Source organism: Anaerococcus sp. mt242, assembly GCF_016798225.1.
Taxonomy (GTDB): Bacteria; Bacillota; Clostridia; order Tissierellales; family Peptoniphilaceae; genus Anaerococcus.
In genome coordinates, this window is record NZ_JAEUYX010000004.1 from 105,501 (window position 1) to 131,999 (window position 26,499).

The window sequence follows — 26,499 nt, forward strand, 5'->3', positions numbered from 1 at the left end:
TATTTAATCGTCAAAACGAATTTTATTCCGGTTAAATAAACCCTCATACGGTGGCAAGACTTTTGGCAGTTTTCGCCAAAAGTCTTTTTTATTACCATTTTTGCAAAAATTTTATAGGAGGAAATATGGACTACCAAGGTTCTAAAAGAGATTTATTAGAAAAAATAAATTCCGATCCTAAGACTGGTCTTTCTTCTAGCGAAGCACAAGCTCGTTTGGATAAATATGGCCCAAATAGAATTGAGTCATCAAACAAAAAGTCAATGCTAGAAAAAATCAAAGAACAAATCTTAGATCCGATGGTTATCTTGCTTATAGTAGCATCAATCATATCAGCTTTTACAGGTGATACTGTTGAAGCAATCATCATTATTGCAATTGTAATTATCAATGCTATTATGAGTATTTATCAAGAAGGACAAGCAGAAGATAGTGTAGCAGCCCTTCAAAAAATGAGCAGTCCTGAAGCAACTGTTGTCCGTGATGGAAAACGCGGAAAAGTAAAGGCAGAAGATCTTGTGCCTGGAGATATTGTTACTCTTGAAACAGGTGATATTATCCCAGCTGACATCAGACTTCTAGATTCTAGAAACTTACAAATTGATGAATCATCATTAACTGGTGAGTCAGTAGCAGTAGAAAAAGATGCGGATGAAGTTTATGATACAGAAGTAGGTATTGGAGATCGCAAAAACTCAGCCTTTTCTTCATCAATCGTAACCTATGGACACGGTGAGGGTGTAATCACCGCAACAGGCCATGATACAGAAATCGGACACATTGCAACAAGTCTTGATTCTGTAGCTGATAAGGAAACACCACTTCAAAGACAATTAAAAGACTTATCTAAAAAACTTGCAATTCTTGTTATTATAGTTTGTATCCTAGTATTTGTAGTAGGATATTTTAGAAGCAATATGTCATGGCTGGAAAACTTTATGGTTGCAGTTTCACTTGCAGTAGCAGCAATTCCAGAAGGTCTTACAGCTGTAGTAACAATTGTATTATCAATTGGTATGAACCGCATGGTTGAACGTAAAGCTATTGTTAAAAACTTAGTTTCTGTAGAAACTCTAGGTTCTACAACAGCAATTTGTTCTGATAAAACTGGTACACTTACTCAAAATGAGATGACCATTACAAAAGTATTTACAGATTTTAAAGAATTTGATGTAGCTGGATCTGGCTATACACCAGAAGGTGATATAACACTTGAAGGCGAAACTATCGCAGATCATGACCAAATCAAACTTCTAATGACTGTAGCTTCATTATCAAATGATGCAAATTTAATTGAAAGAAATGGACTTTATGAAATAACTGGTGACCCAACAGAAGGTGCTATGCTAACCCTTGCTGAAAAATGGGGCATTGTCCAAGAAGATTTAAATGAAGCTCATCCAAGAATTGATGAAATCCCATTTGATTCTGATAGAAAAATGATGACAACCTTCCACGAAATGGATGGCACATACTATGCAATGACTAAGGGTGCGCCAGATATTATAATTGGAAATTCTAGCAAAATTATGATAGATGGAAAGCTAGAAGAATTCACAGAAGATATGAAAAGACAAGTTTTAGAGGAAAATACAAAACTTGCCAAACAAGCACTCCGTGTAATGGCCTATGCATTTAAACCATATGAAACATTAGAAGGAGAAGAGCTTACAACAGAAAATATCGAACGCGAAATGGTATTTGTAGGTCTTACAGGTATGATCGACCCACCAAGACCAGAAGCAAAAGCTGCAGTTGCTGAATGCCACAACTCAGGAATCGATGTAATAATGATAACTGGTGACTATTTTGAAACTGCTCTTGCCATTGCAAAAGAACTTGGAATTGCAGAACGTGAAGACCAAGCTATGCAAGGAAGCGATTTAAATAATAAATCAGAAGAAGAAATTAGAGAAATTGTAAAGACAAAAAGAATATTTGCCAGAGTTTCTCCACAAAATAAGGTACAATTAGTAAATGCCCTACAAGCAAATGGAAATGTTGTTGCTATGACTGGTGATGGAGTAAATGATGCTCCTGCGATTAAAAATGCAGACATTGGTATATCAATGGGTATTACAGGAACTGACGTTGCAAAAGATACTGCAGATATGATCTTAGTAGATGATAACTTTGCTACAATAGTAAATGCTGTAGAAGAAGGTAGAGTAATCTTTTCAAATATCAAAAAATTCGTTGGATTCTTACTTTCTTGTAATATTGCCGAAGTTTTAATAGTATTCTTATCAATCCTATTTGGACTTCCAAGCCCACTTACACCAATTCAACTACTTTGGTTAAACCTAGTAACAGATGCTTTCCCAGCACTTGCCCTTGGTGTCGAACCAGCAGAAGCTGATATTATGGAGCGCCCACCTCGCGATCCTAACGAGTCAATCCTAGCTGGTGAAACTGGTAAAAATGTAATCTTACAATCAATTGCAATTACAATTTCTGTACTTGCAGCCTATGTCATTGGGCTAAACTACATCTTCCCAAATAATATTGAAGGTGCTCACACAATGGTATTTGCAACGCTTATTACAAGTGAGCTTTTAAGAGCATTCTCTGTAAGAAGTGAAAGATATACATTAAAAGAACTTGGTTGGTTTAGCAACAAAAACTTATTAAAGGCAAATCTATTATCATTTGCCCTACTACTTTTAGTTATGTATGTACCACCACTAAGAAGACTTTTTGAACTTCAATTTATTACTTGGGAATGGTGGATAATAATCCTATTATCTTTCCTACCACTCATAATTGGAGAAATTAGAAAAAGAGTTAGAAGATAAAAATAAAACCTAAGCTTTAAAGCTTAGGTTTTTTATTACATAAATTTAGAAATTATAATTTAAAGTAATCGAGCACTTCCATCTTTACTTATAAAAGAACATCCATAAAAATTTTCTTAAAACTATCTATATCAATATCTGAAACAAAGTTTATATTTTTATAAGCAGTAGAATGTGTTCTTAAATCAGCTACTGTCATACCACGAGTAAATTCGCCCCTTGTTTCTACATCCATATGGATCATTTGGCTTTCAAAAATTTCTGGATTTGTATGGTACATAACTGCTAGGGTATCGTGCATAAAGGTTGTGTAGTTTTCCTCTGCTCCTGCTTGGTCTATTCTTATATCCATAACAGATGATAAGATTTCATTTATTTTTTTATCAGACCTTTTAAAATCCTTGTGCATATCTATATCATAAGAAGTTTTTGTTGTTACATTTAGACCTAGCATATTGATTTTTATTCCACTATCAAAAACAATGGCAGCGGCTTCTGGGTCAGCAAAGATATTAAACTCTGCAGTAGCTGTCACATTTCCCATACCGATTGCTCCGCCCATTATAGTAATTTCCTTTATTTTTTCTTTTAGGTCAGGACGGGCCAGTATAAGACTTGCAATATTTGTAAGAGGGCCTACGGCAATGATTAAAGTCTTATCATTTTCTTCTAAAACTTCTGCCATAGCCTTAATTGCCGATTGATTTTCTAATTTTGCAAGCTCATCATCCTTAAATTCGTATCCTAAAAGTCCATTTTCTCCGTGAAATCCTTCTGCCAAAATTTGCTTACCCAAGATTGATTTATCAAGACCCTTAAAAATAGGCACTTGCCAATCCATGGCAAAGACTAAACCCCTTAAATTTCTAGTTGTATGTTTAAGTTTTACATTTCCTGCAACTGAGGATAACATTTTTACATCAAAGATTTCGCTTTTGTTTAAAAAGCTTAGGGCAAAGGCATCATCTATGCCAGGATCTGTGTCAAAAATTGTAGGTACTTTTTTCATTTTTATCTAATCTCCTAAATATAATTTTTTTTACAAAACAAAAGACGGAATTAAATCCGCCTCCTCCAATGATTAATAAACCCAAGTTTTCCAAACTATATCTTCGCTTGGGCTATAAAGAATTGGGCCGTAGGCACGATCTGGGCTTGCTTTTTCTTTTTCAGGTCCATTCATTGAATTGATTTGATTTTCTAAAGCTGTTCCCTTTCTTGTTTCTAGGGGTATTGGTGCACCATCGAGGAATAAAATGTACTCATCATCTACATTTAATTGTTTAGTAAAGTCAACTGTAGCTTTTTGCGGCATTTCACTATCCACACCCTCTTTTGAAGTTATATATAGATTTTTTAATTTTAGTTTGTAGGATCTATCACCGACTTGTTCTACATATTGAAATTCACCGTCAAAACTTGATACATGAATTTCATCTGTTCCAGCTTTTTTTGCTGCATCAGCTAAGCCAGCATCGTAGCCATCCCCACTTTTAGTAGCAAAGTATTCTCCATTAAATTTACCTTCTTTTAAAAAATTGATTGTAGTATACATTTGTGGGCTATCTTCGCTGATGCTGTCGATTTTTACAGTTTCAAGTTGTTTAAATACAGAAACGCCTTCTTCCAATTGATCACGAAGGACTTCTTCTTGGATATCTTTATGGTTTTCTAGGTCTTCTTCTATAGTTTGTCTTTTTAATTCTGGTACTGGATTTATGATTTCTTTTCTTTTTAAAGGTTCTGTCGGCTCTTTTTTTGCTGTTTGATCAGCATTTTGATTGCCACAGGCACTTAAAATTACTGCTAGGCTTAAAACTAATATATGCTTTCTCACATTTTCTCCTTAAAATATGTTATTATTCTTTTCTAATATTGCCTATATATTATACTTTTTTTCACCCTACAATCCAACAATAATCCCAATTATAGCACTTATGCCAATTACTAGCAGCGGGTGTAGATTTTTAAATTTTACTAGGGCAAAAAGATAAATTGCAAATAAAATCATTGGTAAAAATTTAAAGAGGTCCATAATATTTCCTGTTTGGCCAAATAAAGGAATATTAAAAAGTGTCATGGCAATAACTGATGCCATAGCTCCTAAAATCAAACCAGCAGTTGCTGGACGTATAGTTTCAAACATATCATGGACTATTTTTGATGACTTAAACTTTGCCATCATCCTTGCAATTATCAGCGTAATGATAATTGGTCCAGTTATCAAAGCAATAGTTGCAAAAATCGCTCCAAGGATACCATAGGATTTAAATCCTGCAAAGGTAGAAATATTTATACCTATTGCACCAGGAGTAGATTCTGAAACTGCAATCATATCTAATAGTTCTTCCTCACTAAACCAACCAAAATTTTTGGCCATTTCTTGTAAAAATGGGATAGTAGCCATGCCACCACCTATGGCAAAGAGCCCCGCCTTAAAAAATTCCCAAATCATTCTAAGCATTTTTTCCCATCCTTCCAAGCAAAATTCCAAAGATAGCAACCGCTATTACAATAATTACAGGAGATATTTGTAGAAAACCAATAGCTATAAAAGTTAATAAAAATATGGCAAATTTTAAGGGAGTATTTGCATTTTTCTTAAGCATTTTTAAAACTGAATAAAAAACCAAGGCAGAAACACCCACACGTATTCCTGCGAAAGCATGTTTAATCCAAACAATATGGCTAAAGGCCTTTAAAAAATTTGCAATAATTAAAATAATAATTATAGATGGGCTAATAAATCCCAGAGAAGCTATAATACCTCCAAGATTTCCAGCTTGGGAAAAACCACAAAAAGTTGCAGTATTTACAGCAATTATCCCTGGTGTGGATTGACCAATTGCATAATAATCCAATATTTCGTCACGCGTCGCCCAATTTTTATTATCTACAACTTCCCTTTCCAAAAGTGGGAGCATAGCATAGCCGCCACCAAAGGTAAAGAGGCCAATTTTGGCAAAAGTAAGGTACAAATCAATTAAAATATTCAAAATAAACTCCTTCTAATATTCTCTTTTTAAGTATAGCATAAAAGTTTTTATTAATTTAAATTTTACAAAGAAATAACATGGCCCTAATAGATTTTTTTTATAATAAATTTTGGTATTTAAAATTAGAAAAGGAATAAAAATGCAAATTATAGATGAAAATTTAAAATTAAATAAAAACGATAGTCTGACTCACAGGCGATTTCCTTTCAAACTTGAGGAAAATTTCGATAGAATAATTATAAAATTATCCTACTCCCCAACCCATGTAGGTCAGGGAGAAAATATAGAAGTTTTAAAAGAAGCTGTGGAAAAGTACTTATCTGATGAGATTTATAGTGTGGAGGACCGAAAGGGAACTCTTGATGCAAATATTGAAAATTTCCTAACTACTAGCCTATTTTATGAAGGAAAATTTGTTGGCGCCTACCACAATAAGGTAAATGACCAAGAAATAGTAGTTAGCCCAGAATTTTCTTCCAGAGGTTATAAAAAATTTGATGTAAGAGCTGGATCCTACGAATTTGTCCTATCCATGCACTCTTGCAACAGTGATGTTGATGCCAAAATTTCATTGGAGGCTATAAATGAGTAATTTAAAATATGTTCCAGTTTTGCTCCACTCCCACAGCCACCATTCTGATGGTCACTTAACCCCAGAAGAAGTAGTGAGAAATGCAAAAGATTTTGGATATAAGGCAATGTTTTTAACCGACCATAATACAGATGCAGGCGTGGATGAAATATTTGAAAAAAATTTTGATAAGGATATTTTACCTGTTTTTCATGGCGTAGAGTGGACTACTTTTTTTGGACATTTGCTCATTTTAGGCACTCATGATGCAGGAAATTATACAAAGGCTACACTAACAAATATTGAAGATTGTATAGATGAGATCAGTGCCGAATATCCTGATGCAGTATTTTCTATAAACCATCCTTTTGATATGGGTAATCCAATTTGTACTGGTTGTCATTTTGAATTTAATATAGATGATTATTCAAAATTTTCTTATTTAGAGCTTATAAATGGTGAAAATTCTGAAAATAGTAAGTCAACTCAATTAGCTTATAGATTTTGGGAAAAACTTTTAAATGATGGCTACAAATTAGCAGCCCTTGGTGGCCGTGACTGGCATGTCAAATCTAAAGATGATGATAGTGTGCCAATTAATATGCTTGGCATAAATGGCGAAATTAATGAAAAAAATATCCTTGCTGCCATAAAAAATGCAAATACTTATCTGACCTACGGTATTATTTTTAATTATAATTTTAAAAATACTGAGCTAGGTGATGAGATAAGCGAGGGTGATTTTGCTGGCAAAATTTCAATAGAAAAAAGCAATTTTAAAAATACTAATTATTTAAATATTGTCCCTAAAAAAATTGTAATTTTTAATAACGAAGACCTAGTTTTTGAAAAAGAAATTAATTTTGGGGAAGATATCGAATTTAATATAAATCCTAAAAAAGGGTATCTAAGATTTGAAGTCCTTGGGGATATGAAGGATACAGAAAATATAAGACTTGTAACTACTTCCCCAATTTTTGTAAAATAAAGGAGAAAAAATGAAATTATTATTTGATTGCGACGGTACAATCCTTGATTCTATGCACATTTGGGTAGACCCAATCAACGAAATTTTTGAAAAATATGGTTTTAGACTAGACACACTTTCTAAAGAAGAAAAAGGAAAAATCGAAGCCCTACCATTAGATGGTATGTGTCAATTTATTGCTGATGAATTGGCTGAAGATATGAGCAAAGATGATGTACGCCAATATTTTGATGAAATCATCAATGACAGCTACAAAAATTCACTAATGCCAAAAGATGGAGCCCTAAAAAAATTAGAAGAGCTTCACGATAAAGGCTATGAGATGGCAATTGCTTCATCAACTGACTCAATTTATTTAAAACTTGCCTTTGAAAGACTAAATATCGATCAATACTTTAGCTTTTTAACTACTCCAGACCTTGCAGATTCCAAAAAATCTGACAAAGAATACTGGCAATATGCGATAGATAAATTTGGAGTAGATGCAAATGAAGTAATCCTATACGATGATGCCCTTTATGCAATAAAATCTGCAAACTCAGTAGGAATCAACACTTGTGGAGTAAAAGACTTCCCATACAATGAAAATGAGTGGGAAGATATAAAAGAAAACGCGACCCTATATCTAAATGGTATTTGGGAAATAGATGCTGATAATTTGTTGGGATAAAATAAATTTAAAAAAGGATACCGTTAATTCGGTATCCTTTCTTATTTAGTATTAATATAATTTTTTATAACCTTACACCATCTTTGAAGGATCAATTAATTTATCAAATTCTTCTTCATCTAAAAACCCTAATTCTCCATTGGCTTCTCTTAAAGTAAGTCTCTTATCAAAGGCATATTTTGCAAACTCACTTGCCTTATCATAACCAATTTTTGGTGATAAAGCTGTCACTAGCATTAGTGAATTTTCTAGATTTTTATCTATATTTTCTTTATTTGGGCTAAGACCTTCTAGAAGATTTTCTCTAAAACATTTTATAGATTTTGCTAATAGATTTATAGATTGGTCCATATTGTAGATAATTAGTGGCATATAGGCATTTAATTGCAATTGGCCTTGGGAATTTGCCATTGTTATTGCAAAGTCATTGGCCATTATTTGGATAGCAACCATTGTTAGAGATTCAACCTGGGTTGGATTTACCTTACCAGGCATAATCGATGATCCTGGCTCGTTTGCTGGAATATTTAATTCATTAATTCCAGATCTAGGTCCACAAGATAAAAACCTAATATCATTTGCAATTTTATACAAATCACTTGCTAAAGTTTTTATAGCCCCATGGCTTGCTACTAAGGCTTGTTTGCTGGATAATTGGTAAAATTTATTAGTGTCTGAAGTAAATTCGCTATCCAAAAGTGCTGACAATTCCTTGGCTACATTTGCTCCAAAAGTATCAGATGCATTTAGGCCAGTACCTACAGCTGTCCCACCAATAGCAAGATTTCTTAAAGATTGGCTAGTTTCTTTTAATATTTCATAATCACGCTCAATCATGACTCTCCATGCAGAAATTTCTTGGGAAAGTCTGATAGGAGTTGCATCTTGCAGGTGAGTGCGTCCTGTTTTTATGATATCAAATTCATTTTCCTTTTTGTATAATGTTTCAATAACACCTTCTATTTCTGGAAATAAATTCTCTTTTAGATTTAAAAAACTTGCAACATGCATGGCTGTTGGGAAGACATCATTTGATGATTGGCTCATATTTACATGATCGTTTGGATGTATGATTTTTTCTCCCGCTTTCTTGTTTGCAAGATTTGCAATTACCTCATTAACATTCATATTTGTTTGAGTGCCAGATCCTGTTTGCCAGATACTTAGAGGGAATTGGTCATCATAATTGCCAAGCAAAATTTGATTGCATGCATAATTAATCAAATCTTTTTTCTCATCAGAAAGTTTGCCCTCCTCATTATTTATTTTTGCCGCAGCTTTTTTGACATTTACTAGGGCCATTAATAAAGATTTTGGCATAGTTTCAGTATCTTTTGGGAAGTTTTCGATAGACCTTTGGCTTTGGGCACCCCAAAGGGCATCAGCTGGGACTTCAATCTCCCCTATTGAATCTTTTTCAATTCTTTTTTTCATTTTTACCTCTTAAAATAATTCTTCCTCATCAAGGATTCCAGGTTCTATCATCTTTTTAAAGTCAAGTATTTTATCTAAATCTTCATCTGATAATAGATTTTCATCTAAGACTATATCTCGGATGCTTTCACCAGTTTTTAATGCTCTTTTAGCTATTTTTGAAGATTTTTCATAGCCAATGTGTGGGGCGAGTGCTGTGATAAGGCCTACGCTTTTTTCTACTTCTTCGCTTAATTCTTCTCTATTTGCAACAATATTATCAATACAATTTACTCTTAAAGTATATATTGCTCCTTTTAAAGTTTTTAAGGATTCAAAAAGTCTGTGGAAAATCACTGGCTCAAAGGCATTTAGCTCTAGCTGGCCTGCTTCAACTGCCATTGTTACTGTCAGATCATTGCCGATTACCAAAAATGCAACTTGGTTTACAACCTCTGGAATTACTGGATTTACTTTTCCAGGCATGATAGATGATCCAGCTTGTTTGGCAGGTAATTTTATATCAAAAATCCCAGTTTGTGGACCAGAACTCATAAGTCTAAGGTCGTTTGAAATTTTTGATAGGCTAGCTGCAAAAGTTTTTAAAACAGATGAAGCAAAAAGGATGGCATCTAGGTTTTGGGTTCCATCTATCAAATCTTCATTTTGCTTTAAAGAAAGGCCACTTACATCAGCAAGTACGCCCACAACCTCATCCACATATCTTTTGTCAGCATTAAGCCCAGTACCAATTGCAGTGCCGCCAAGATTTACAAAAGATAAGTCCCCTATAGCTTTTTTTAATCTTTTTACATCACGGGATAATACTTTGGCATAGGCTTTAAATTCTTGACCAAGGCTCATTGGTATAGCATCTTGTAGCTGAGTCCTGCCCATTTTGTAAACATCAGCAAATTCTTCTGCTTTTTTATTTAAAGAATCTATAAGTTTATTAGCTTCTTCTATTAATTCTTTAAAATATCTAATTAAAGCAATTTTTCCACTAGTAGGTATCACATCATTGGTAGATTGGCCCTTATTTACATGGTCGTTTGGATGGATAATTTTGTATTCGCCAGCCTTGCCACCAAAGCTAATCTCGGCAATATTTGCAATCACTTCGTTGGCATTCATATTAAAAGAAGTACCAGCCCCACCTTGGATAGGGTCAACTATAAAACTATCTCGATTTTGACCAGCAATAAGCTTTTCGCAAGCATTTACAATTGCTTCAGTTTCTTCCTCTGTCAAAAGACCAATCTTCCCATTTTCAATAGCACAAGCTTTTTTTACCTCAAGGATAGCATCAATAAATTTCTCATCCATCCTAAGGCCACTTATATTAAAATTCTCAAAAGCCCTCTGACTATTGGCCCCATAAAGAGCGTTTTCATCTATACTAATCTCACCAAGAGAATCATGCTCAATCCTAAAATTACTCATATCTCTATCCTCCATAGTTTAATTATATAATATAGGTCAAATCTTACAAGGATATCAGAAAAAGGTTTTTATTTAAAAAATAACAAAGAAAAATAGAGTTAAGATATTAGTAACTTAACTCTATTTTCAAGACACTTAAAATTCGTCAAAAAGAATAATATCCGTGGATATTTGATTGTTTTTTGCATCTAAATTGATAACTCTAGCACCTTTTTTATTACCATAGGAATTATATCCTGTTGATTGACCGTAAACTAAATGTATGCCTTTATAAATACTATCAAAGCTATTGTTATGGTCATGGCCTACAAACATACCCCAAACATTAGATTTTAGCATTTGTATAAAAAATCCACTGTTTAATTCTGGTGAACAAACTCCATATTCAGGAATAGATTTGTTCTTAAGCTTTGTTTGTGATTGATTATCCAAATCCTGGCTTTGTTCTAGCCATTCTAGGTTTTGGGCAAAAGATTCTTTAAAATCACCTGCAATTATATCTTCACTTGCTTGCCAATATTCAGGTAGAGGAATGTGTTGAAAAATTAAATCACTTTTGTTAGTTCCAGTGTGTCCGTATTTTTCATTTACTTGATTAAACCAAGAAATTTGTTCAAGATCCACCCATGCATAATAACTATATTCTTCGTTTTCATAGTCTCCAGAATCTACCATAAATACTAAATTTCTTACATTATCTTCTGAGTCTTTGATTTCTAAAATATAATTTTCTCTGCCATTGACTAGATTTACTTCACTTTTTTTAGCATGGCAAGTTAATTTCTCATTACAAATTTTTCTTAAATCATCTCGACTTACTTGGCCCTCACTATCATGATTTCCAAAAGTAATTGCTACTGGAATTTGTAATTCGTTTAAAAAATTAATAAATTTTTCAAAACTTACAGCTGGATTATTAGCCCCATGTTCTTCTATAGAATCTATGATATCACCACTGAATACAATTAAATTTGGTCTTTGAATATCTAACAATCTTTTGATATTTTCATAAGTTTTTGTATCTTTATCATTAGAAGGCACACTTGCTAAATGTAGGTCAGTAAATTGAATTATTTTAAATTGATTATCTTGATCATATTTTAAGTTTATCATTGTTTTTTTACATCTCTGGCTATTGTTTTGCCAACTAAAATAAGTTCATCTTTATATAGGTATATTTTCATTTCAGTGCCATCTTCTACAAGATTTGATTGTTTATTTAATTGATCTGCAACTATATTAATTCCATTTACATCTAGATAATATCTGATAATGGAACCATTCATAGATGATCTTAAAACCCTTGCATCAAACTCATAATAAGGAATATCCTTATCATATATCTTTCCCATAATTGTTTCAGGTCTAATGGCTATAAGACTATCAGTATCCAAACGGTCCCCACTAATTCTTTCAAATTCATCTGCTGTTAATAAATTATGATTGCCTACAAATCCTGCTACAAAGTTTGTGCTTGGAGATTCGTAAACTTCAATTGGTGATCCTTCTTGTACAATTTGGCCATTTTCCATTACAAATATTTTCTCACTCATAATCATCGCTTCTTCTTGGTCATGAGTTACCAAAATCACTGTAATTTTAAGTTCTTCTTGCAGTTGTTTGATAAGCTCTCTAAGTTCAACCCTAATTTTAGCATCTAGTGCTGAAAGTGGCTCATCAAGAAAAAGGGCTTTTGGTTCAGTAACTAGTGACCTTGCTAAGGCTACTCTTTGTTGCTGACCACCTGATAAATTCTCTGGATAAGCATCTTCTTTTCCATTAAGTCCAACTCTTTTTATCATTTCTCTGCACTTTTGCCTTGCTTGCTCTCTATCATCTCCCCTAATATCTAAACCAAAGGCTACATTGTCAAGAACTGTAAGATTTGGAAATAGGGCATAGTTTTGAAATACCATGCCTACATTCCTATCTTTTGTAGGTAGATTGGTAACATTTACCCCGTCTATATATATTTCTCCACCCTGGATATCTTCAAGGCCAGCCATAGACCTTAGCAATGTGGATTTTCCTGATCCTGATGCTCCAAGCAAAGTATTTAATGTCCCTTCTTGCATTTCACAGCTTAAATCAGGGATTACTATATTCTTGCCATAGGCCTTTTTTAAATTTTTTACTTCTATAAATGCCATTATTCTTCCCCTTTGCTTCTTGTAACCTTATCAGATAAATTTAAACCTATAATTGTCATTATTGTTACTATAATAAAATAGCTAACTACTATAGCTGATGTATAATATCCATTTCTGTTCATATTCTGTCTTAAGAACATTTGAATGTTTGAGAATGAACCACCAACTAGTAGATTTAAAATACCAAATTCTCCAAATAAAGTTGCAAATCTAAATAATGAGGATGCAATAATTCCGCCAGTGATATTTGGTAGTATAACTTTAAAAAATGATTTCGTTTTTGATGCGCCTAGTATTTCAGATGACTCCATCAAAGTTCTTGCATTTATTGCTTTTAGAGCATTTCTTGTACCAATTTGTATCATTGGTAATCCCCCAACAATATATGATCCTATTACAAAAATAAGCATTGGAATGCCTGTAGATGAATAAGCACTCATCAAACTCATAGCTGAAATAATAGCTGGTACCGAAAAGCTTAAAAGTACGAGTGTATCTAGCACCCATAAATATTTTGGGTAGTACACGTAAAGCAAAAATACAGTTGGCACCACTAAAATTATTGATCCTATTGTTCCTATTGCCGCTAAAAATATTGTTCTTAGCATTGCGTTTGTAAAGTTTTGGTCTGTAAATAATTCTTTATACCAGTCTAGGGTAAGTCCTTTTGGCAAAACAGTAAAGGTCCATTCTGAAGAAAATGAATACAATATTGTTCCAAGAAGAGGTATTAAAAGGAACAATAAAAGTAGCGCAATTATTAGTCTATCTATAAATTTTCTTCCCATTATGCCAATCTCCTTGCTCTTTTTGTAATTCTATTGCCTATAATCATATTAATTATTAAAATTATTCCAAGAACCACTGATAGGGCTGAACCTACTTCTGGTAATGCAAATATGTCTCCAGAAATAGTGTTTGCTATATTTATTGAAATCATATTTACACTTGCACCTGTTAGGGCTATAGCTGTATCATATGTTCCTATGGCATTTACAAACATCAAAACTAGGATGTTTATAAAACTAGGCATCAAAATCGGAATACCAATTCTCTTCCAAAATTGTCTATTAGATGCTCCTAAAACTGCAGCTGCTTCTTTCCAATTTTTATCAATCACATCATAAATTGGCATCAGTAATGTGATCCCTAGAGGGATTTGAAAATAAATAAAAGCAATCATTAATCCTTTTAATGAATATACACTAAAACTATCCCATAGACCCCATCCAAGTTGTTGGTCTAAGATTCTTAATATACCAGCATTACCAAGTAATATAATCAAACCAAAAGCTAATGGCACACCAACATAATTTGCAGTTAGGTTGGCTAATGACAGAAACCAGTTTTTAAGCTTTGGAAATTTGAAATAAATAATAAATGTAGCAATTATTGTTATTAATAGTCCTAAAATACTAGAATAGATTGATAGTAATATAGAGTTTTTAAAGCCACTTATATATTGTCTTTCAGAAAAAATTCTAGCGTAGTTATTTAAAGTAAAAGCTCCTGTAGAATGATCTGTGAAGCTTAGTTTAATCATAACTATTAATGGATAAATTAATATTGCTATAATTATCAGTGCAAAGATGGCCGCAATTGTATAAAAAAAAGCTAAATCTTTGTTATTCTTTTTCATCAGTAATCCTACATTTTGCTACCAACACTATCTTGCCACATATTTCCTAGATTAGGTAAAGCTTCATTCCAGGCATCAGCGTTTTTTATTGTATAGACATTAGCATCTTTATATTCACTATCAGGTAGTAGAGCTGCTTTTGCATCTTCATCTAGTTCTACATTTTCTCTTATTGGACGAGCATGACCACGAGCAAGGTTGTTTTGTCCAGCATCAGATAAGATATATTCTCTAGCTAAAGCTGCGGCATGTGGTCTTTTTGAATATGAATTTAAGATTGTTGTATAGCCAGACATTACTGCCCCATCTTGAGGAATTACAACTTTAAATCTGTCTGATCCTAACTCATCTTGAGCTGAAAGAGCGTTAAAGTCCCACATAGGTACTATAGTATGTTCACCCGCCTGTAGGGTAGCTACACTAGACTCTTGATTGTGTAGTTTTCCTTTTTCAGCTATTTTAGCAAAATAGTCTAAACCTGGTTGTAGATTTGTTTCATCCCCTCCATTTGCAATTGCAGCTGATAAAAGTGCGAATTGTTCTTGATTACCACTTGAAACATCACCAATTGATAGAGCATAGTCTCCATCTAAGACTTCTTTCCAGCTTGTTGGAACTTTTCCTCCAGTAGCTTCTGTATCTACCATAAAAGCCATTGTTCCAGTATATGAAAGTAACCAATACCCTTCCTTTTCAGAATCCTTTGCCCAATCAGGAATTTCGTCATAATAAGATGTTTTGTATGGAAGTAAAAGTCCTCTGTTTTGAGCTTCTGGACCAAAAGCAATACCTACATCACCGATATCTGCAGATGCATTGTCTTTTTCATTTTCAAAAATAGCAAGTTCTTCTGCAGATGACATATCTGTATCTACGTGTTTGATGCCATATTCGCTATCCATATCAGCCCAAGTTTCTTTCCAGTTTGCCCAAGCATCAGGCATACCTACAGAGTTTACTTCACCTTCTTCTTTAGCCTTTTTAGTAATTTCTTCAACAGTCATAGAATTTAAATCTAAGGCTGCTTGTTCGCTTTGATCATTTTTAGCATTGCCTCCACAAGCTGTTAAGGATATACCTAACACTCCAATTGTAAATAAATAAGATAATTTCTTAATAGTTTTCATATTAACTCCTTTTATAATATATATTTTAGTTTAGCAACAATACGTAAAATATAAAGAAAGTAAATGTAAATTAAAATTTAATGCAAATATTTTCTTTTGTAATGACTATAAAAATAATTTTACATGATCTAGATTTTTGTAAAATTTAGTTAAAATATATCAATGTACTCAAATAATAAAAATCATCATTGATACACTATGATGACTTTTATTGTTGTTCCAAATTAAAAAGCAAATAAGTAATAGATTTCCTAGCAAGCATTTTTTTGTAAAATCTATATGCTAGCTCTATTGCAATACCAGGTAGGATGACAATTATTAGTAGGCTTGAGATTTTTATTAAAACTATCGCTATTGCTGCTAAAAATGCATTTAGAACTAGGATATCGATTATGTTTACTATTACTAATGCGATTGCATTTTTTGCTACTTCTGTAAATTTCATTTCCGGATATTTTGCCATTAGGTAAAAACTTAGGGTCATGGCATTTACTAGTACAAAGGCCATTATTATATTTAGGTAAAACAAGCCTGTAAATAATGGGTTGATAGATGTTGAAAAGTAAAATAAATCTACTGCTAATATTAATATTAAACTTACATACAGTAGGCTAATTTTTAAGTATTTTAGTGAATAATTTATAATATTTTCTTTAAAAAACTTAAAGATTTTTATTTTTTCCTTATGTCTTTCATGATCAATTTTTTCATTGAGGTCAAAAAGCACAACATTTGCCCCGGCAAAGGTTAAAAATCCTAGGCCCATTACTAGAGAAACAATATATATCAGCGAATATGACAGATAATAATATATTTTTTCAAAAGCCTTGCTTATTATATTTCTAAATTTCGTATCCATGGTCTACCTCGTTTATCTTAATCCACTTGCCTGACTTAAATCTTAGGGTAAATAATAATCTTCTTAAGGCCTCATCTAGGATAAATATTATCCAAACCGCCCTAAGGTCCATGCCTAATTTATTTACAAGAAGGTATGAAAGTGGGATTACCAAAATATATGTTGTTACAATTCCCACTATTACTGGGAATTTTACATCTTTTAGTACATTTAATGAATTTACCAAAATTTCATTTGACACACGCATTGGATCTAATAAGATTTGGAAAAATAGTAGTTGAGTTACTATTTCTGTGATTTCTGGATCCTTTGTAAAAATCCCTACCAAAAATCTGCCCAAAAGGGCCAAAATTAGGTTTACCCCTCCTGCAATTAGACTTATCCTATTTGCATTTATGACTCCAAAATTCTTTATTTTTTCAAAATCCTTGTTTCTGTAATAATTACCAATCACAAGATTTCCAGCAACCCCAGCTGCAACTCCAATTGAAAATATAAATGAAGTTATGGTTTGGGTATAGATTTTGGAACTTACTGCAATAGTTCCTAGTGATGCTATAATTGCAGTTATTATAGTCTGGCTAAAATTATAGGAAATCTGCTCCATAGCTGAAGGGATACCAAGGGTCAAAATTTCTTTTTTCAGTGGAATTTTCCTAAAGCTTTCCTTAAAATCAAATAATTCTGGAATTTTGCTTTTTAGGGTAAAAAATGTCAAAAGCATACCCAATAGTCTTGAAACAAGGGTTGCAATAGCAATATATGATATGCCCCCTAGATTAAAAATGACAATGGTTGAATTGCCCAAAATAACCAAAACCGTGTTGATTACCGAAACTTTTACAGCTATTTTTACAAAACCAAAGGCACGCAGGGTCCCAAGCATGAGGGATGTCATAGCCAAAAATATAATTGAAACAGAAACTATCCTTATATATATAGAAGTTTCATCCAAAAGTTCCCTTGGCGTTTGCATGAGCATTAAGAGGTCCTTGTTGAATAAAAATACGGCTATTACAATCAAAATTGCAATTATTACATTTAAAATCACTGATTCTTTAAGGATAGACTTTACATAGGAAAACCTAGACTTATCTGCATTTTGAATAATTAATATACTCGCTCCAAGCACTACAATATTGGTTATCATTGCAAAAATATTGAGCAATTGGTCAGAAATCCCAATTGCTGCTACCATTTGGTCGTTAAATAGAGAGAATAAAAATACATTAAAGTTACCTATAAGGGTTAGGAAAATCTGCTCTACTAAAAGCGGCCAAAATAAATTTTGATATTCTTTGGTAAAAAGTTTATTATTTATCTGCATCAATCTGTATATTTCTAGTTTTTATTTCGAAAGGATCTTTTGTAATTTCAATGACTGTAGCCCCTTTTGCTACATCCCCATAGGCTTGGTAGCCAGAAGAATTTGCAAAGGCTAAGTGAATACCAAAAAGTTCACTATCAAAGTTATTTTCGTGGTCATGGCCTACAAGCATGCCCCAAATTTCTCCATTTAGTAGCATATTTGCAAATAGTCCAGTGTTGATTTTTGGGGCTGAAATAGCTTCGTTAGTTTCTTCTTGAACGCCGTATAAAATATTTTCCTTACTTTGCCAATATTCTGGAATTGGAATGTGTTGGAAAATTATACCACGTTTTACGCTATCATTTTTCTTATTTTTATCAGCTGTGTGTCTAAACCATTCCACTTGTTCTGGTAAAACCCACTCGTAGGTTCCATAGCCAAATCTATCATCAGCACCTGAGTCGATAAAGTATAAATATGCAATATCTTCTCCATTTTCTGAAAGAGGAATTACATAATTTTCCTTATCATTTATTACAACAACATCTTGTTTCTCAGGCTTATTTGATATTGTTTTGTCATAGATACAGCGTAATTCTGAACGAGTAATGCCCTCTTCGCTGTCGTGGTTTCCAAAAGTTATTGCAAGGGGAATGTCATATTTGTCAAAATATTCCATTACAATTTGAAAAACTTTGTCAGAATCTTTTACCCCATCAGACCACATGATGTCTCCTGTATGAACTATCAAATCTGGCTTTTCATCAGTTAGGATCTTATCGATAAGATTAAAAGTCCTAATATCATCCTCATGATGTGGTAGGTTTCCGAAATGTGTGTCGGTAAATTGTACGATTTTAAATGTATTATTTTTAAATTCCATATTATTCCTTTACTGATCCTATGGTGATACCTTGGACAAAATATTTTTGTATAAATGGATATAAGATTACAATTGGTAATATAACTACAATGATAGTTGCCATTTGTAGGGAGTCTCCCGTTACCTGAATCCTATCAAGTTGCTGGTAAGCTGCACCTGAGTTTTTGGCCAAAATATCTGCTAGCCCTTGTTGGCGGGTTAGCATGTCTTGAAGTATTGTAGCAAGTGGTTTTAGTTTTTGATTTCTAACATAGAAACTTCCAGCAAACCAGTCATTCCAATGACCAACAGCTGTAAAAAGTGTTACTGTAGCAAGGGTTGGCTTACTCATTGGTAAAACCATGTCGGTAAAAATCCTAAATTCTTTCATTCCATCTATTCTTGCAGCTTCCACAAGGCTCATTGGCACTTGAGAAAATGCAGATCTTAGTAGCAAAATATTTGTAACGCTATAAAGGCTTGGAATAATGTAAACCCAAATGGTATTTGTAAGACCCAATTGGCTAAGTACCAAATAGTAAGGGATAGTTCCACCGCCAAATAGCATGGTAAAAAATATAAAGAATGTAATCTTGCCCCTACCTGGCAGGTCAGGAATTGTAAGGGCCCAAGCAGCCATAGACATTAAAAATACACCAAGGACTGTACCAATTACAGTTCTAAAAATAGAAATGAAGAATCCATTTATAAGGTTATCTTGCTTAAAAACTTCTCTAAAGTTTTCTAAGGTAAAATCTCTAGGAAAAAAAGCAATACCTCCACTGGCTGCATCTTTACCTGAGTTAAAAGCAAGGGCTAGGATGTGTAAAAATGGCAAAACAATGGCAAGGGCCATAAGTATTAAAATAATATAAAATATAATTTGTGACCATCTGCTTGTTTGGATGGCTTTTTTTGAACTGTCCATAATCCTCCCTAAAATAAAAGATTCTCCGAGAAATTTTAGCTTATTCTCGGAGAAGGCTTTTAATTTAAAATATTAATAGAATATTGTATCTCCATCTTTTTCTTTTTCTTCTAAGAACTTGCAGAAACCTTCGATGTCAGCATCTTTAAGTCTTTGACGAGATTGTTCTAAGATAGCATTTGCTTCTTCTTCACTTTTTGCATAGTATGCTTTAAGGATTGCATCATCCCAATCTTCTAAAGCTTGAGAAAGATTTCCTTCATCGCCTTCGAATTCATATAAATATGCTTTTGGATATAGACCATCGATTACTTCTTTATCTTCGAATTTTTTGTCATAATTGTATTCTTCAAGAAGTTTTTGCGCTTGACTTGCTTCATCTCCTCTTACACTATCTCCCCAAGATTCTTCACCAAAGTCTCCTAGGTTGTCCATGTCTGTGTATGCAAAGTGTTCGCCCCAAAATGCTCTAACGCCTCTGAAACCTTCTTTTATAGCTTCATCTGGATTTTCTTCTGCTTCTTTTACTAATTCTTTTTTAGGAACTGGTTTTCCATCTACCATATCGTAGTGTTTACCTTCGATACCGTAGAAGTATAGTAGTTTACCTTCTTCGCTAGCCATCCAGTCTGCAAATTTTACAACTTCTTCTGGATTTTCTGTTGTTGCCGGTACTGCCCAACCTGTGTAACCAGATTTATATGGTTTAACCATATTGTCTGATCCATCTACTCTTTTGATATCTCCAAGTGGCATCCAATCGCCATTTGCGATTTCTGGTCTATAGTTGTGTGAGTCTGATACGATTGCAAATGATTTGTTTTGGATACCCTCTTGTGCACGAGTTTCTTCCATTGTATAGAATTCTGGGTGCATTAAACCTTCTTCTAACCATTTACGCACTTTTGCAACTCTTTTTTCACCGTAATCTGTCATAGATTCGTGTTTTACAGTATCTCCGTCTTTGGCAAATTTTTGTTCGCCTTCACCTTGCCACATTAAGTCTCTGTATGGTCTTGGTCTTTCAGAACCACCCCATGATGTTGGTCCTAGTGGAGTTACAGGGTTACCGTTATTATCTTTGTAATCACCTTTAGCAATTTTGTTTAATAATTCTTCTAGTTGATCACTTGTTTTTATGTCATCTGTTTTTACACCAAGATCTTCAGCAATATCGCGTCTGATAAACATATTTCCAAATAATTTACGTCCTGGGTCTGCAGGATTTCTATTAATTGACATATGAACTAGGTATGTTGCACCATCTTGGTCATCTCTCATCATGATATTATCTTTTGTATCTGTTGGTAGATAGCCTTCTTCAAAATATTTACCATAAATCTTACTTTCTTTAAGAGGCTTAGAAATATCAGCAAACATTCCTTCATTACTTGCTTTTAATAATAATGGGAATTCTGGTCTACCTGAGTTGTCTAGGTAAAAAGCAACTGCATCTGGAAGGTCTCCTGATGAAAGTCCTGCTGCAAGAGCTTCGTAAGAATCTTCATTTGATACTGATTCGATTGTTAGAGTGATACCTGTTTTGTCTTTGATGTATTGAGCAATTTCTGGACTCATTGTTCCTTCACCAGTATCTCCTGCTGATTCGAATACTAAAAGCTTGATTTCGCGATCAGCTATCCATGTATCTGGTTTGTCTGTATTTTCTTCTGCAGTGTTAGCATCTTTTTTATCAGCATCTTCTGTTTTGTTTTCTGCACTTTGAGTTGTTTCTGTCTTGTTGTCAGTTGTGGTATTAGAATCATTGTTTCCACAAGCTGTTAGGGCAACTAAACTCATTGCCATGAGCATCGCTTTGCTAAAAGTTTTTTTGATATTCATATTCTCTCCTCTTACCATAAAGAATTTTCGCCGTATTTATCGGCTGCTTTGTTAACTGCAACAGTTAGTCCAAGTCCTACAAGTCCTTGAACAAGTCCAACTGCTGTTGCTGGACCGTAGCGAGCTTTTTCAAGCCCTGTTTTTACTACATAGGTATCAATTATTTCTGATACTTGGTAGTTTCCTGGATTTTGCATCAAGTACACTTGGTCAAATCCAGCTGATAATATCCCACCTAAGGAAATGATAAACAATATCATAATTGTTTTTGAAATCCCAGGCAGGGTTACGTGACGGGTTTGCTTTAATCTATTTGCTCCATCTATGGCTGCAGCTTCATAAAGCGATGGTGAAATCCCCATAATTGCTGCGTAATAGATGATAGAGTCCCAACCAACATTCTTCCATAAATATGATCCAAATACTGCTGGATAGAAAAATCCATTTTCCATCATAAAAAATCTGGAACCATCAGTTACTCCTACATTTCTTAATAGGTTATTGATAAGACCTGTATTTGGGGCAAAAAGTTTATTTAGCATACCAATTACAACTACCCATGAAATAAAGTAAGGTAAATAGCTGATAGATTGGAAAATCGATCTGTGTTTGGTATTTACAATTTCATTAAAAATTAAAGCTAAAATTATTGGAAAAGGTAGGTAGATAAATAATTTTATAGCTGAAATAATAAGGGTGTTTCTAATATAAATAGGTGTTTGCCTATCAGAGAAAAACTCCTTAAAATATTGAAGGCCTACCCAGCCCTTACCATACATCCCAGAGTTAAAAGAAAATTTTCTAAAGGCTAGGATGTTTCCTGTCATTGGCCAATAAGAAAATATTATGAAAAAAAGTAAGGCCGGTAATAGCATTAGATAAAAAGTTTTATATCTTGCCATTCTTTGCCACAAAGTTTTTTTCACTGGTTTAAAGTATGGGTCATTGTCGTTATTATCATTATTTGGAAGCTTGGAAGCTGTGTGTTTGGCTATGTGTTCTGTCTGACTGATTTGATTGGTCAAGTTGTTCGTCTGATTTTCCACTAGCACTTCCTCCTTCCTTAACAATATTTTGATAATTTTTCTCATTATCAAGGACAATTCTGTCTGTAGAGTCTTTGTCAAAGAAATTTGCAAAATCTAGGTCAAAAGCAAGATTTAAGTCCTGGTTTCTGCTAAATTCATCAAGGGTATTAACTTTTGCAATAATATTTTTATTATCGACCATAAAGTGAATAAGAGTCTCAGACCCTAGCATTTCTGCTAAACGCACTTTAGTAGAAAATTGTACATAACGATCATTTTCAGGATCTAAATCACGCGCTAAGACTATATTTTCTGGGCGGATACCAAAAATTATTTCCTTATTCATATAACCTTTAAAGGCAAGTTGAGTAAGGATTGTGTCATTTAGTTTTATAATCTGTTCGCTAGTTTTTAATCCCTCCTCAGTAAGGGTAGCTGGGATAAAATTCATAGCAGGAGAGCCCATAAATCCTGCAACAAAAATATTATTTGGATACAAGTAAATATCTTTTGGTGTAGAAACTTGTTGGATAACTCCATCTTTCATTAACACAATTCTATCAGCCATTGTCATAGCTTCCACTTGGTCGTGGGTTACATAGATTGTTGTGTTACCAAATTCTTTAGAAATATTAGAAATTTCTGATCTGGTTTGGACCCTTAGTTTTGCATCAAGGTTTGAAAGTGGCTCATCCATCAAGAAAACTTTTGACTTTCTAGAAATGGCACGGCCTAGGGCAACTCTTTGGCGTTGTCCACCAGATAACTCTTTTGGAAGTCTATCTAAATAATCAGTAAGCCCAATGATTTCTGCAGTTTTTTTAACTGTTTTGTCAATCTCATCTTGACTTTTATTTTGCATTTTTAGGCCAAAGCCCATATTTTCTGCAACGGTCATATGTGGATATAAGGCATAGTTTTGAAAAACCATGGCTATGTCACGATCTTTTGGATGCACATCATTCATCAATTTATCTTCAAAATATAGCTCGCCTGAAGTGATATCTTCAAGGCCTGCTATCATTCTAAGGGTTGTGGATTTTCCGCAACCACTTGGGCCTACAAGTACGATAAATTCTCCATCTTTAATATCAAGATTAAAATCTCTTACCACATGTTGGCCTTCTATATAATCTTTGTAGATATGCGCAAGTTTAATATTGCTCATGCATGCTCCTTATAAGTACTAATTAGAAAAAATTTGAAATGTCATAGAATTTGAATTTTAGGCACAAAAATAAGCTTGTCAAAAACTAGCATTCGCTAATAAATATAAATGACATTTATTAGATTGATATTATGTAAATGTAAAATCATATAAATTAAATACGCATTAAAAATCAGCATTTATTTGCAATTTTATTTTATATTTGTAAAAGCTATTTATATATTTTTTACAAAAACTCATATAATGTAAAATTTAGTTAAAGACTAGGTAAATTATTTTTAATAAATTTAAGTAATAAAAAACCCAGCAATTGTTGAGATTTTGCTAGGTTAAAGTGTTTTATTTAAATTTTATTTATAATTTTTATTAAGATACTATGCTAGTTAAGCTCTCTTTTTATTTTTTTAAGTATTAGACCTAAATTGAATAATCCTTTCAAAATAGAAGTAAATGTCATGGCAGTCCATACTCCTGCTACACCAAAAATTGGCATAAATAATTTTGAAAATGGTATTCTTAAAGTATTAAGAATTATAGCAATTCGGGCTGGAGTTTTGGTATCTCCCATACCATTAAATGCTCCATTTAATCCAATTTCTACTGCCATAAATATTTGTGAAACTGAGAGAATGGCAAGATACAAGGCTCCAAGTTTTATAGTTTCAGCATCATTTGGCACAAATATTCTAATCAGTGGATACCTAAAAATATAAAGCACTATCATAGAAATTGCACCAATTATAAAGACGATTTCAAAAGATTTTCTGATGATTTTTTTTACTCTATCAAATAATTCTGCCCCATAATTTTGTCCAACCATAGCTGCAATTCCTATTTGTAGACCCTCTGTCGTATTCCAAGTAATTGACTCAAGTTGACTACCTATAGAATAAGCTGCAACTGCTGGTTCTCCAAAGCCTGCCATAAATTTATTCAAAATCATACTTACAACAGCCATATAAACATTCATAAGAGCTGCTGGCAAACCAAGTCTAAAAATTTGCCCCATCCACTCACTTCTATAGTCAATTTTTATCAGGGATTTTCTGAGTAATTCATTTTTACGAAATATTTCTATAATAAAGATAATAGTTACAACAACTTGGGCTAAAACTGTAGCAAGGGCTGCTCCACGTACTCCCATTTGTGGGAATGGTCCCCATCCGAAAATAAGAACAGGATCCAAAATAATATTTGCCAATAGGCCAATAGAGTTTATGATAAAAGGTGTCAGCGAATTGCCCAAGGATTGGAAGCTTTGAGATAATACTGGATTTATAAAGAAAAATGTAATCCCAAGTGCCAAAACAAATATATACTCACGTGCATCAGTGCTAGCAATTTCTGACAATTTAAAAAATGATACATAGCTATTGCCAAAAATCAGCATTAAAACAGTATAAATAATAGCCAAAAATATAGTTAAAATATATCCATTGTTTAAAATTCTAATAGTTTCATTTTCATTTTCCCTACCAAAGGCTTGAGAAGCCAAAACCCCCATACCTATCTTTGGTACCATAGTAGTAGCATTTGCAATCCATATTAAAAAACCAGCAAGTCCTACTCCTGCAAGAGCATTTGATCCCAAACGCCCTATAAAAAACATATCTACAAAACCATAAGTGATTTGGATAAAAGCAGTAAGTGCCAGGGGTAAAGATAATTTTATAAGGGACTTAGTAATATCTCCCTTAGTTAAGTTTACATTTTGATCCATAAAGCGCTCCTTTGATGATAATACTTTACAACTTAAATTTTAAATTGTCATTCTAAACACGTGAAGTATGGTTTTGATATGAAAACACAAAAACAAAGAATGATAAATAGTAAGCTTTACATGGGCGATGAAGAACTTCGCCAAGATATGTATGAAGCCCGCTGCAAAATGCAAGATTTTAATAAATCCATAACAGCTGAAGAGATCAGAGAAAAGGCCAAAAATATTTTTGGAGAATTCGGTAAGGATTCAATGGTAACCCCTCCATTTAGATTTGACTATGGCTACAATATTTTTATTGGCGAGCATTCTTATCTAAATTTCAATGTCTCAATCTTAGATTGTGCACCAGTCTATATAGGAGATAATGTACTAATCGGCCCAGATTGTGCATTTTTAACACCAAATCATCCAAAAGATCCAGAAATAAGAAGAACATTTATAGAATACGCCGAACCAATAAAAATCGAAAATGACGTGTGGATAGGAGGAAAGGTAACAGTAATTGGTGGTGTAACCATAGGTGAAGGCTCAATAATAGGAGCAGGATCAGTTGTAGTAAAGGATATTCCGAAAGGAGTAATAGCAGCCGGCAATCCATGCAAAGTTATCAGAAAAATAGATGAAAATGACAAGCAAGTTTGGCAAGAAAAATACGATGACTATCAAAAAGAAATGGGAGAGGAGTAAGAATACTTAGTTATCAATAAATAAACTCTAAGTCTAGATTTATCCATTTTTCTTCTTCACTAAAATCTCTTTTTTAGAAAGAATTTTATGCTAGATTAATATATTTTCAGTATTAAAGTCCATTCTAAGGGTTTATAAGTGTGCGAAAATATAAATAAAACAATCCTAAAATGGCAAAGCATTTCTTAGTTCTTTTTTATAGTACAAATTGTACATTTCATATAAAATAGATATATCAATTGCGACATCTAGTAAAAACGCTCCCCGCGCAGGAGCGGAGGGGGTGAAATGGGTCGGGGGT

General features: G+C 33.3%; 24 protein-coding genes. 5 read left to right on the top strand and 19 right to left on the bottom strand.

Translation table 11 applies throughout. The features are described 5' to 3' along the window. Window positions 1–125 precede the first annotated feature (125 nt). The gene (locus JNO63_RS03425) at window positions 126–2,795 is read left to right on the top strand and encodes a cation-translocating P-type ATPase (RefSeq protein WP_203127094.1); all 2,670 of its coding nucleotides are present in this window, start codon (window positions 126–128) and stop codon (window positions 2,793–2,795) included. Window positions 2,796–2,883: 88 nt separating this feature from the next. Here the strand turns inward: JNO63_RS03425 and JNO63_RS03430 are convergent, their stop codons facing one another. The 4 genes from JNO63_RS03430 to JNO63_RS03445 all read right to left on the bottom strand — a co-directional run bounded on the left by JNO63_RS03430 (window position 2,884) and on the right by JNO63_RS03445 (window position 5,791). Next, window positions 2,884–3,804, bottom strand: a complete 921-nt coding sequence (locus tag JNO63_RS03430; protein ID WP_203127095.1) for a nucleoside hydrolase — start codon at window positions 3,802–3,804, stop codon at window positions 2,884–2,886. Between the two features lie 72 nt (window positions 3,805–3,876). Next, window positions 3,877–4,632 carry a hypothetical protein gene (locus tag JNO63_RS03435; protein ID WP_203127096.1) on the bottom strand — a complete coding sequence of 252 codons (756 nt, stop codon included), beginning with the start codon at window positions 4,630–4,632 and terminating at the stop codon, window positions 3,877–3,879. A 66-nt stretch (window positions 4,633–4,698) separates the two neighbouring features. After that, a complete protein-coding gene (locus tag JNO63_RS03440) occupies window positions 4,699–5,259 on the bottom strand; it encodes a chromate transporter (RefSeq protein WP_203127097.1) in 561 nt (186 codons plus the stop codon). Beyond that, window positions 5,252–5,791 (bottom strand): chromate transporter, encoded by a 540-nt coding sequence (locus tag JNO63_RS03445; RefSeq protein ID WP_203127098.1) that lies wholly within the window; start codon window positions 5,789–5,791, stop codon window positions 5,252–5,254. The genes JNO63_RS03440 and JNO63_RS03445 overlap by 8 nt, the downstream gene beginning before the upstream one ends. 139 nt (window positions 5,792–5,930) lie before the next feature. On the opposite strand from JNO63_RS03445, the gene JNO63_RS03450 reads away from it, so the two are divergent. Genes JNO63_RS03450 through JNO63_RS03460 form a run of 3 tightly spaced genes read left to right on the top strand, consistent with a single transcriptional unit; the run spans window position 5,931 to window position 8,020 of the window. Continuing rightward, window positions 5,931–6,383 carry a hypothetical protein gene (locus tag JNO63_RS03450; RefSeq protein ID WP_203127099.1) on the top strand — a complete coding sequence of 151 codons (453 nt, stop codon included), beginning with the start codon at window positions 5,931–5,933 and terminating at the stop codon, window positions 6,381–6,383. Next, the gene (locus tag JNO63_RS03455; protein ID WP_203127100.1) at window positions 6,376–7,350 is read left to right on the top strand and encodes a CehA/McbA family metallohydrolase; all 975 of its coding nucleotides are present in this window, start codon (window positions 6,376–6,378) and stop codon (window positions 7,348–7,350) included. Before JNO63_RS03450 ends, JNO63_RS03455 begins: the two co-directional genes overlap by 8 nt. A gap of 10 nt (window positions 7,351–7,360) precedes the next feature. Continuing rightward, window positions 7,361–8,020 (top strand): HAD family hydrolase, encoded by a 660-nt coding sequence (locus JNO63_RS03460; protein ID WP_203127101.1) that lies wholly within the window; start codon window positions 7,361–7,363, stop codon window positions 8,018–8,020. Window positions 8,021–8,092: 72 nt separating this feature from the next. On the opposite strand, the gene JNO63_RS03465 is transcribed toward JNO63_RS03460, so the two are convergent. The 15 genes from JNO63_RS03465 to JNO63_RS03535 all read right to left on the bottom strand — a co-directional run bounded on the left by JNO63_RS03465 (window position 8,093) and on the right by JNO63_RS03535 (window position 25,508). After that, on the bottom strand, window positions 8,093–9,454 hold the full coding sequence (locus JNO63_RS03465) for a class II fumarate hydratase (protein WP_203127102.1): 1,362 nt from the start codon (window positions 9,452–9,454) through the stop codon (window positions 8,093–8,095). Between the two features lie 9 nt (window positions 9,455–9,463). Next, window positions 9,464–10,876, bottom strand: coding sequence for an aspartate ammonia-lyase (locus JNO63_RS03470; RefSeq protein ID WP_203127103.1), 1,413 nt, complete (start codon window positions 10,874–10,876; stop codon window positions 9,464–9,466). Between the two features lie 135 nt (window positions 10,877–11,011). Then, on the bottom strand, window positions 11,012–11,989 hold the full coding sequence (locus JNO63_RS03475; protein ID WP_203127104.1) for a metallophosphoesterase: 978 nt from the start codon (window positions 11,987–11,989) through the stop codon (window positions 11,012–11,014). Further along, entirely contained in the window at window positions 11,986–13,026 is a 1,041-nt protein-coding gene (locus tag JNO63_RS03480) for an ABC transporter ATP-binding protein (RefSeq protein WP_203127105.1), read from the bottom strand. The genes JNO63_RS03475 and JNO63_RS03480 overlap by 4 nt, the downstream gene beginning before the upstream one ends. Next, window positions 13,026–13,814 (bottom strand): ABC transporter permease, encoded by a 789-nt coding sequence (locus tag JNO63_RS03485; RefSeq protein ID WP_203127106.1) that lies wholly within the window; start codon window positions 13,812–13,814, stop codon window positions 13,026–13,028. Before JNO63_RS03485 ends, JNO63_RS03480 begins: the two co-directional genes overlap by 1 nt. Further along, window positions 13,814–14,665, bottom strand: a complete 852-nt coding sequence (locus tag JNO63_RS03490) for an ABC transporter permease (RefSeq protein ID WP_203127107.1) — start codon at window positions 14,663–14,665, stop codon at window positions 13,814–13,816. The genes JNO63_RS03485 and JNO63_RS03490 overlap by 1 nt, the downstream gene beginning before the upstream one ends. An 8-nt stretch (window positions 14,666–14,673) precedes the next feature. Further along, a complete protein-coding gene (locus JNO63_RS03495) occupies window positions 14,674–15,792 on the bottom strand; it encodes an ABC transporter substrate-binding protein (RefSeq protein WP_203127108.1) in 1,119 nt (372 codons plus the stop codon). A gap of 208 nt (window positions 15,793–16,000) precedes the next feature. Next, window positions 16,001–16,651, bottom strand: a complete 651-nt coding sequence (locus tag JNO63_RS03500; protein WP_203127109.1) for a hypothetical protein — start codon at window positions 16,649–16,651, stop codon at window positions 16,001–16,003. After that, on the bottom strand, window positions 16,635–17,978 hold the full coding sequence (locus tag JNO63_RS03505) for an MATE family efflux transporter (RefSeq protein ID WP_203127110.1): 1,344 nt from the start codon (window positions 17,976–17,978) through the stop codon (window positions 16,635–16,637). Before JNO63_RS03505 ends, JNO63_RS03500 begins: the two co-directional genes overlap by 17 nt. Beyond that, the gene (locus JNO63_RS03510; RefSeq protein ID WP_203127111.1) at window positions 17,965–18,843 is read right to left on the bottom strand and encodes a metallophosphoesterase family protein; all 879 of its coding nucleotides are present in this window, start codon (window positions 18,841–18,843) and stop codon (window positions 17,965–17,967) included. Before JNO63_RS03510 ends, JNO63_RS03505 begins: the two co-directional genes overlap by 14 nt. 1 nt (window position 18,844) lies before the next feature. Then, the gene (locus tag JNO63_RS03515; protein ID WP_203127112.1) at window positions 18,845–19,750 is read right to left on the bottom strand and encodes a carbohydrate ABC transporter permease; all 906 of its coding nucleotides are present in this window, start codon (window positions 19,748–19,750) and stop codon (window positions 18,845–18,847) included. A 72-nt stretch (window positions 19,751–19,822) separates the two neighbouring features. After that, complete coding sequence (locus tag JNO63_RS03520) at window positions 19,823–21,592, bottom strand: extracellular solute-binding protein (protein WP_203127113.1); 1,770 nt, start codon at window positions 21,590–21,592, stop codon at window positions 19,823–19,825. 11 nt (window positions 21,593–21,603) lie between these two features. Then, window positions 21,604–22,638 (bottom strand): ABC transporter permease, encoded by a 1,035-nt coding sequence (locus JNO63_RS03525; protein ID WP_203127114.1) that lies wholly within the window; start codon window positions 22,636–22,638, stop codon window positions 21,604–21,606. Next, on the bottom strand, window positions 22,553–23,788 hold the full coding sequence (locus JNO63_RS03530) for an ABC transporter ATP-binding protein (protein ID WP_203127115.1): 1,236 nt from the start codon (window positions 23,786–23,788) through the stop codon (window positions 22,553–22,555). Before JNO63_RS03530 ends, JNO63_RS03525 begins: the two co-directional genes overlap by 86 nt. 379 nt (window positions 23,789–24,167) lie before the next feature. Next, window positions 24,168–25,508, bottom strand: coding sequence for an MATE family efflux transporter (locus JNO63_RS03535; RefSeq protein WP_203127116.1), 1,341 nt, complete (start codon window positions 25,506–25,508; stop codon window positions 24,168–24,170). A gap of 78 nt (window positions 25,509–25,586) precedes the next feature. Here JNO63_RS03535 and JNO63_RS03540 point away from each other — a divergent pair, with 78 nt between their 5' ends. Next, complete coding sequence (locus JNO63_RS03540) at window positions 25,587–26,198, top strand: sugar O-acetyltransferase (RefSeq protein WP_203127117.1); 612 nt, start codon at window positions 25,587–25,589, stop codon at window positions 26,196–26,198. Window positions 26,199–26,499: the final 301 nt, after the last annotated feature.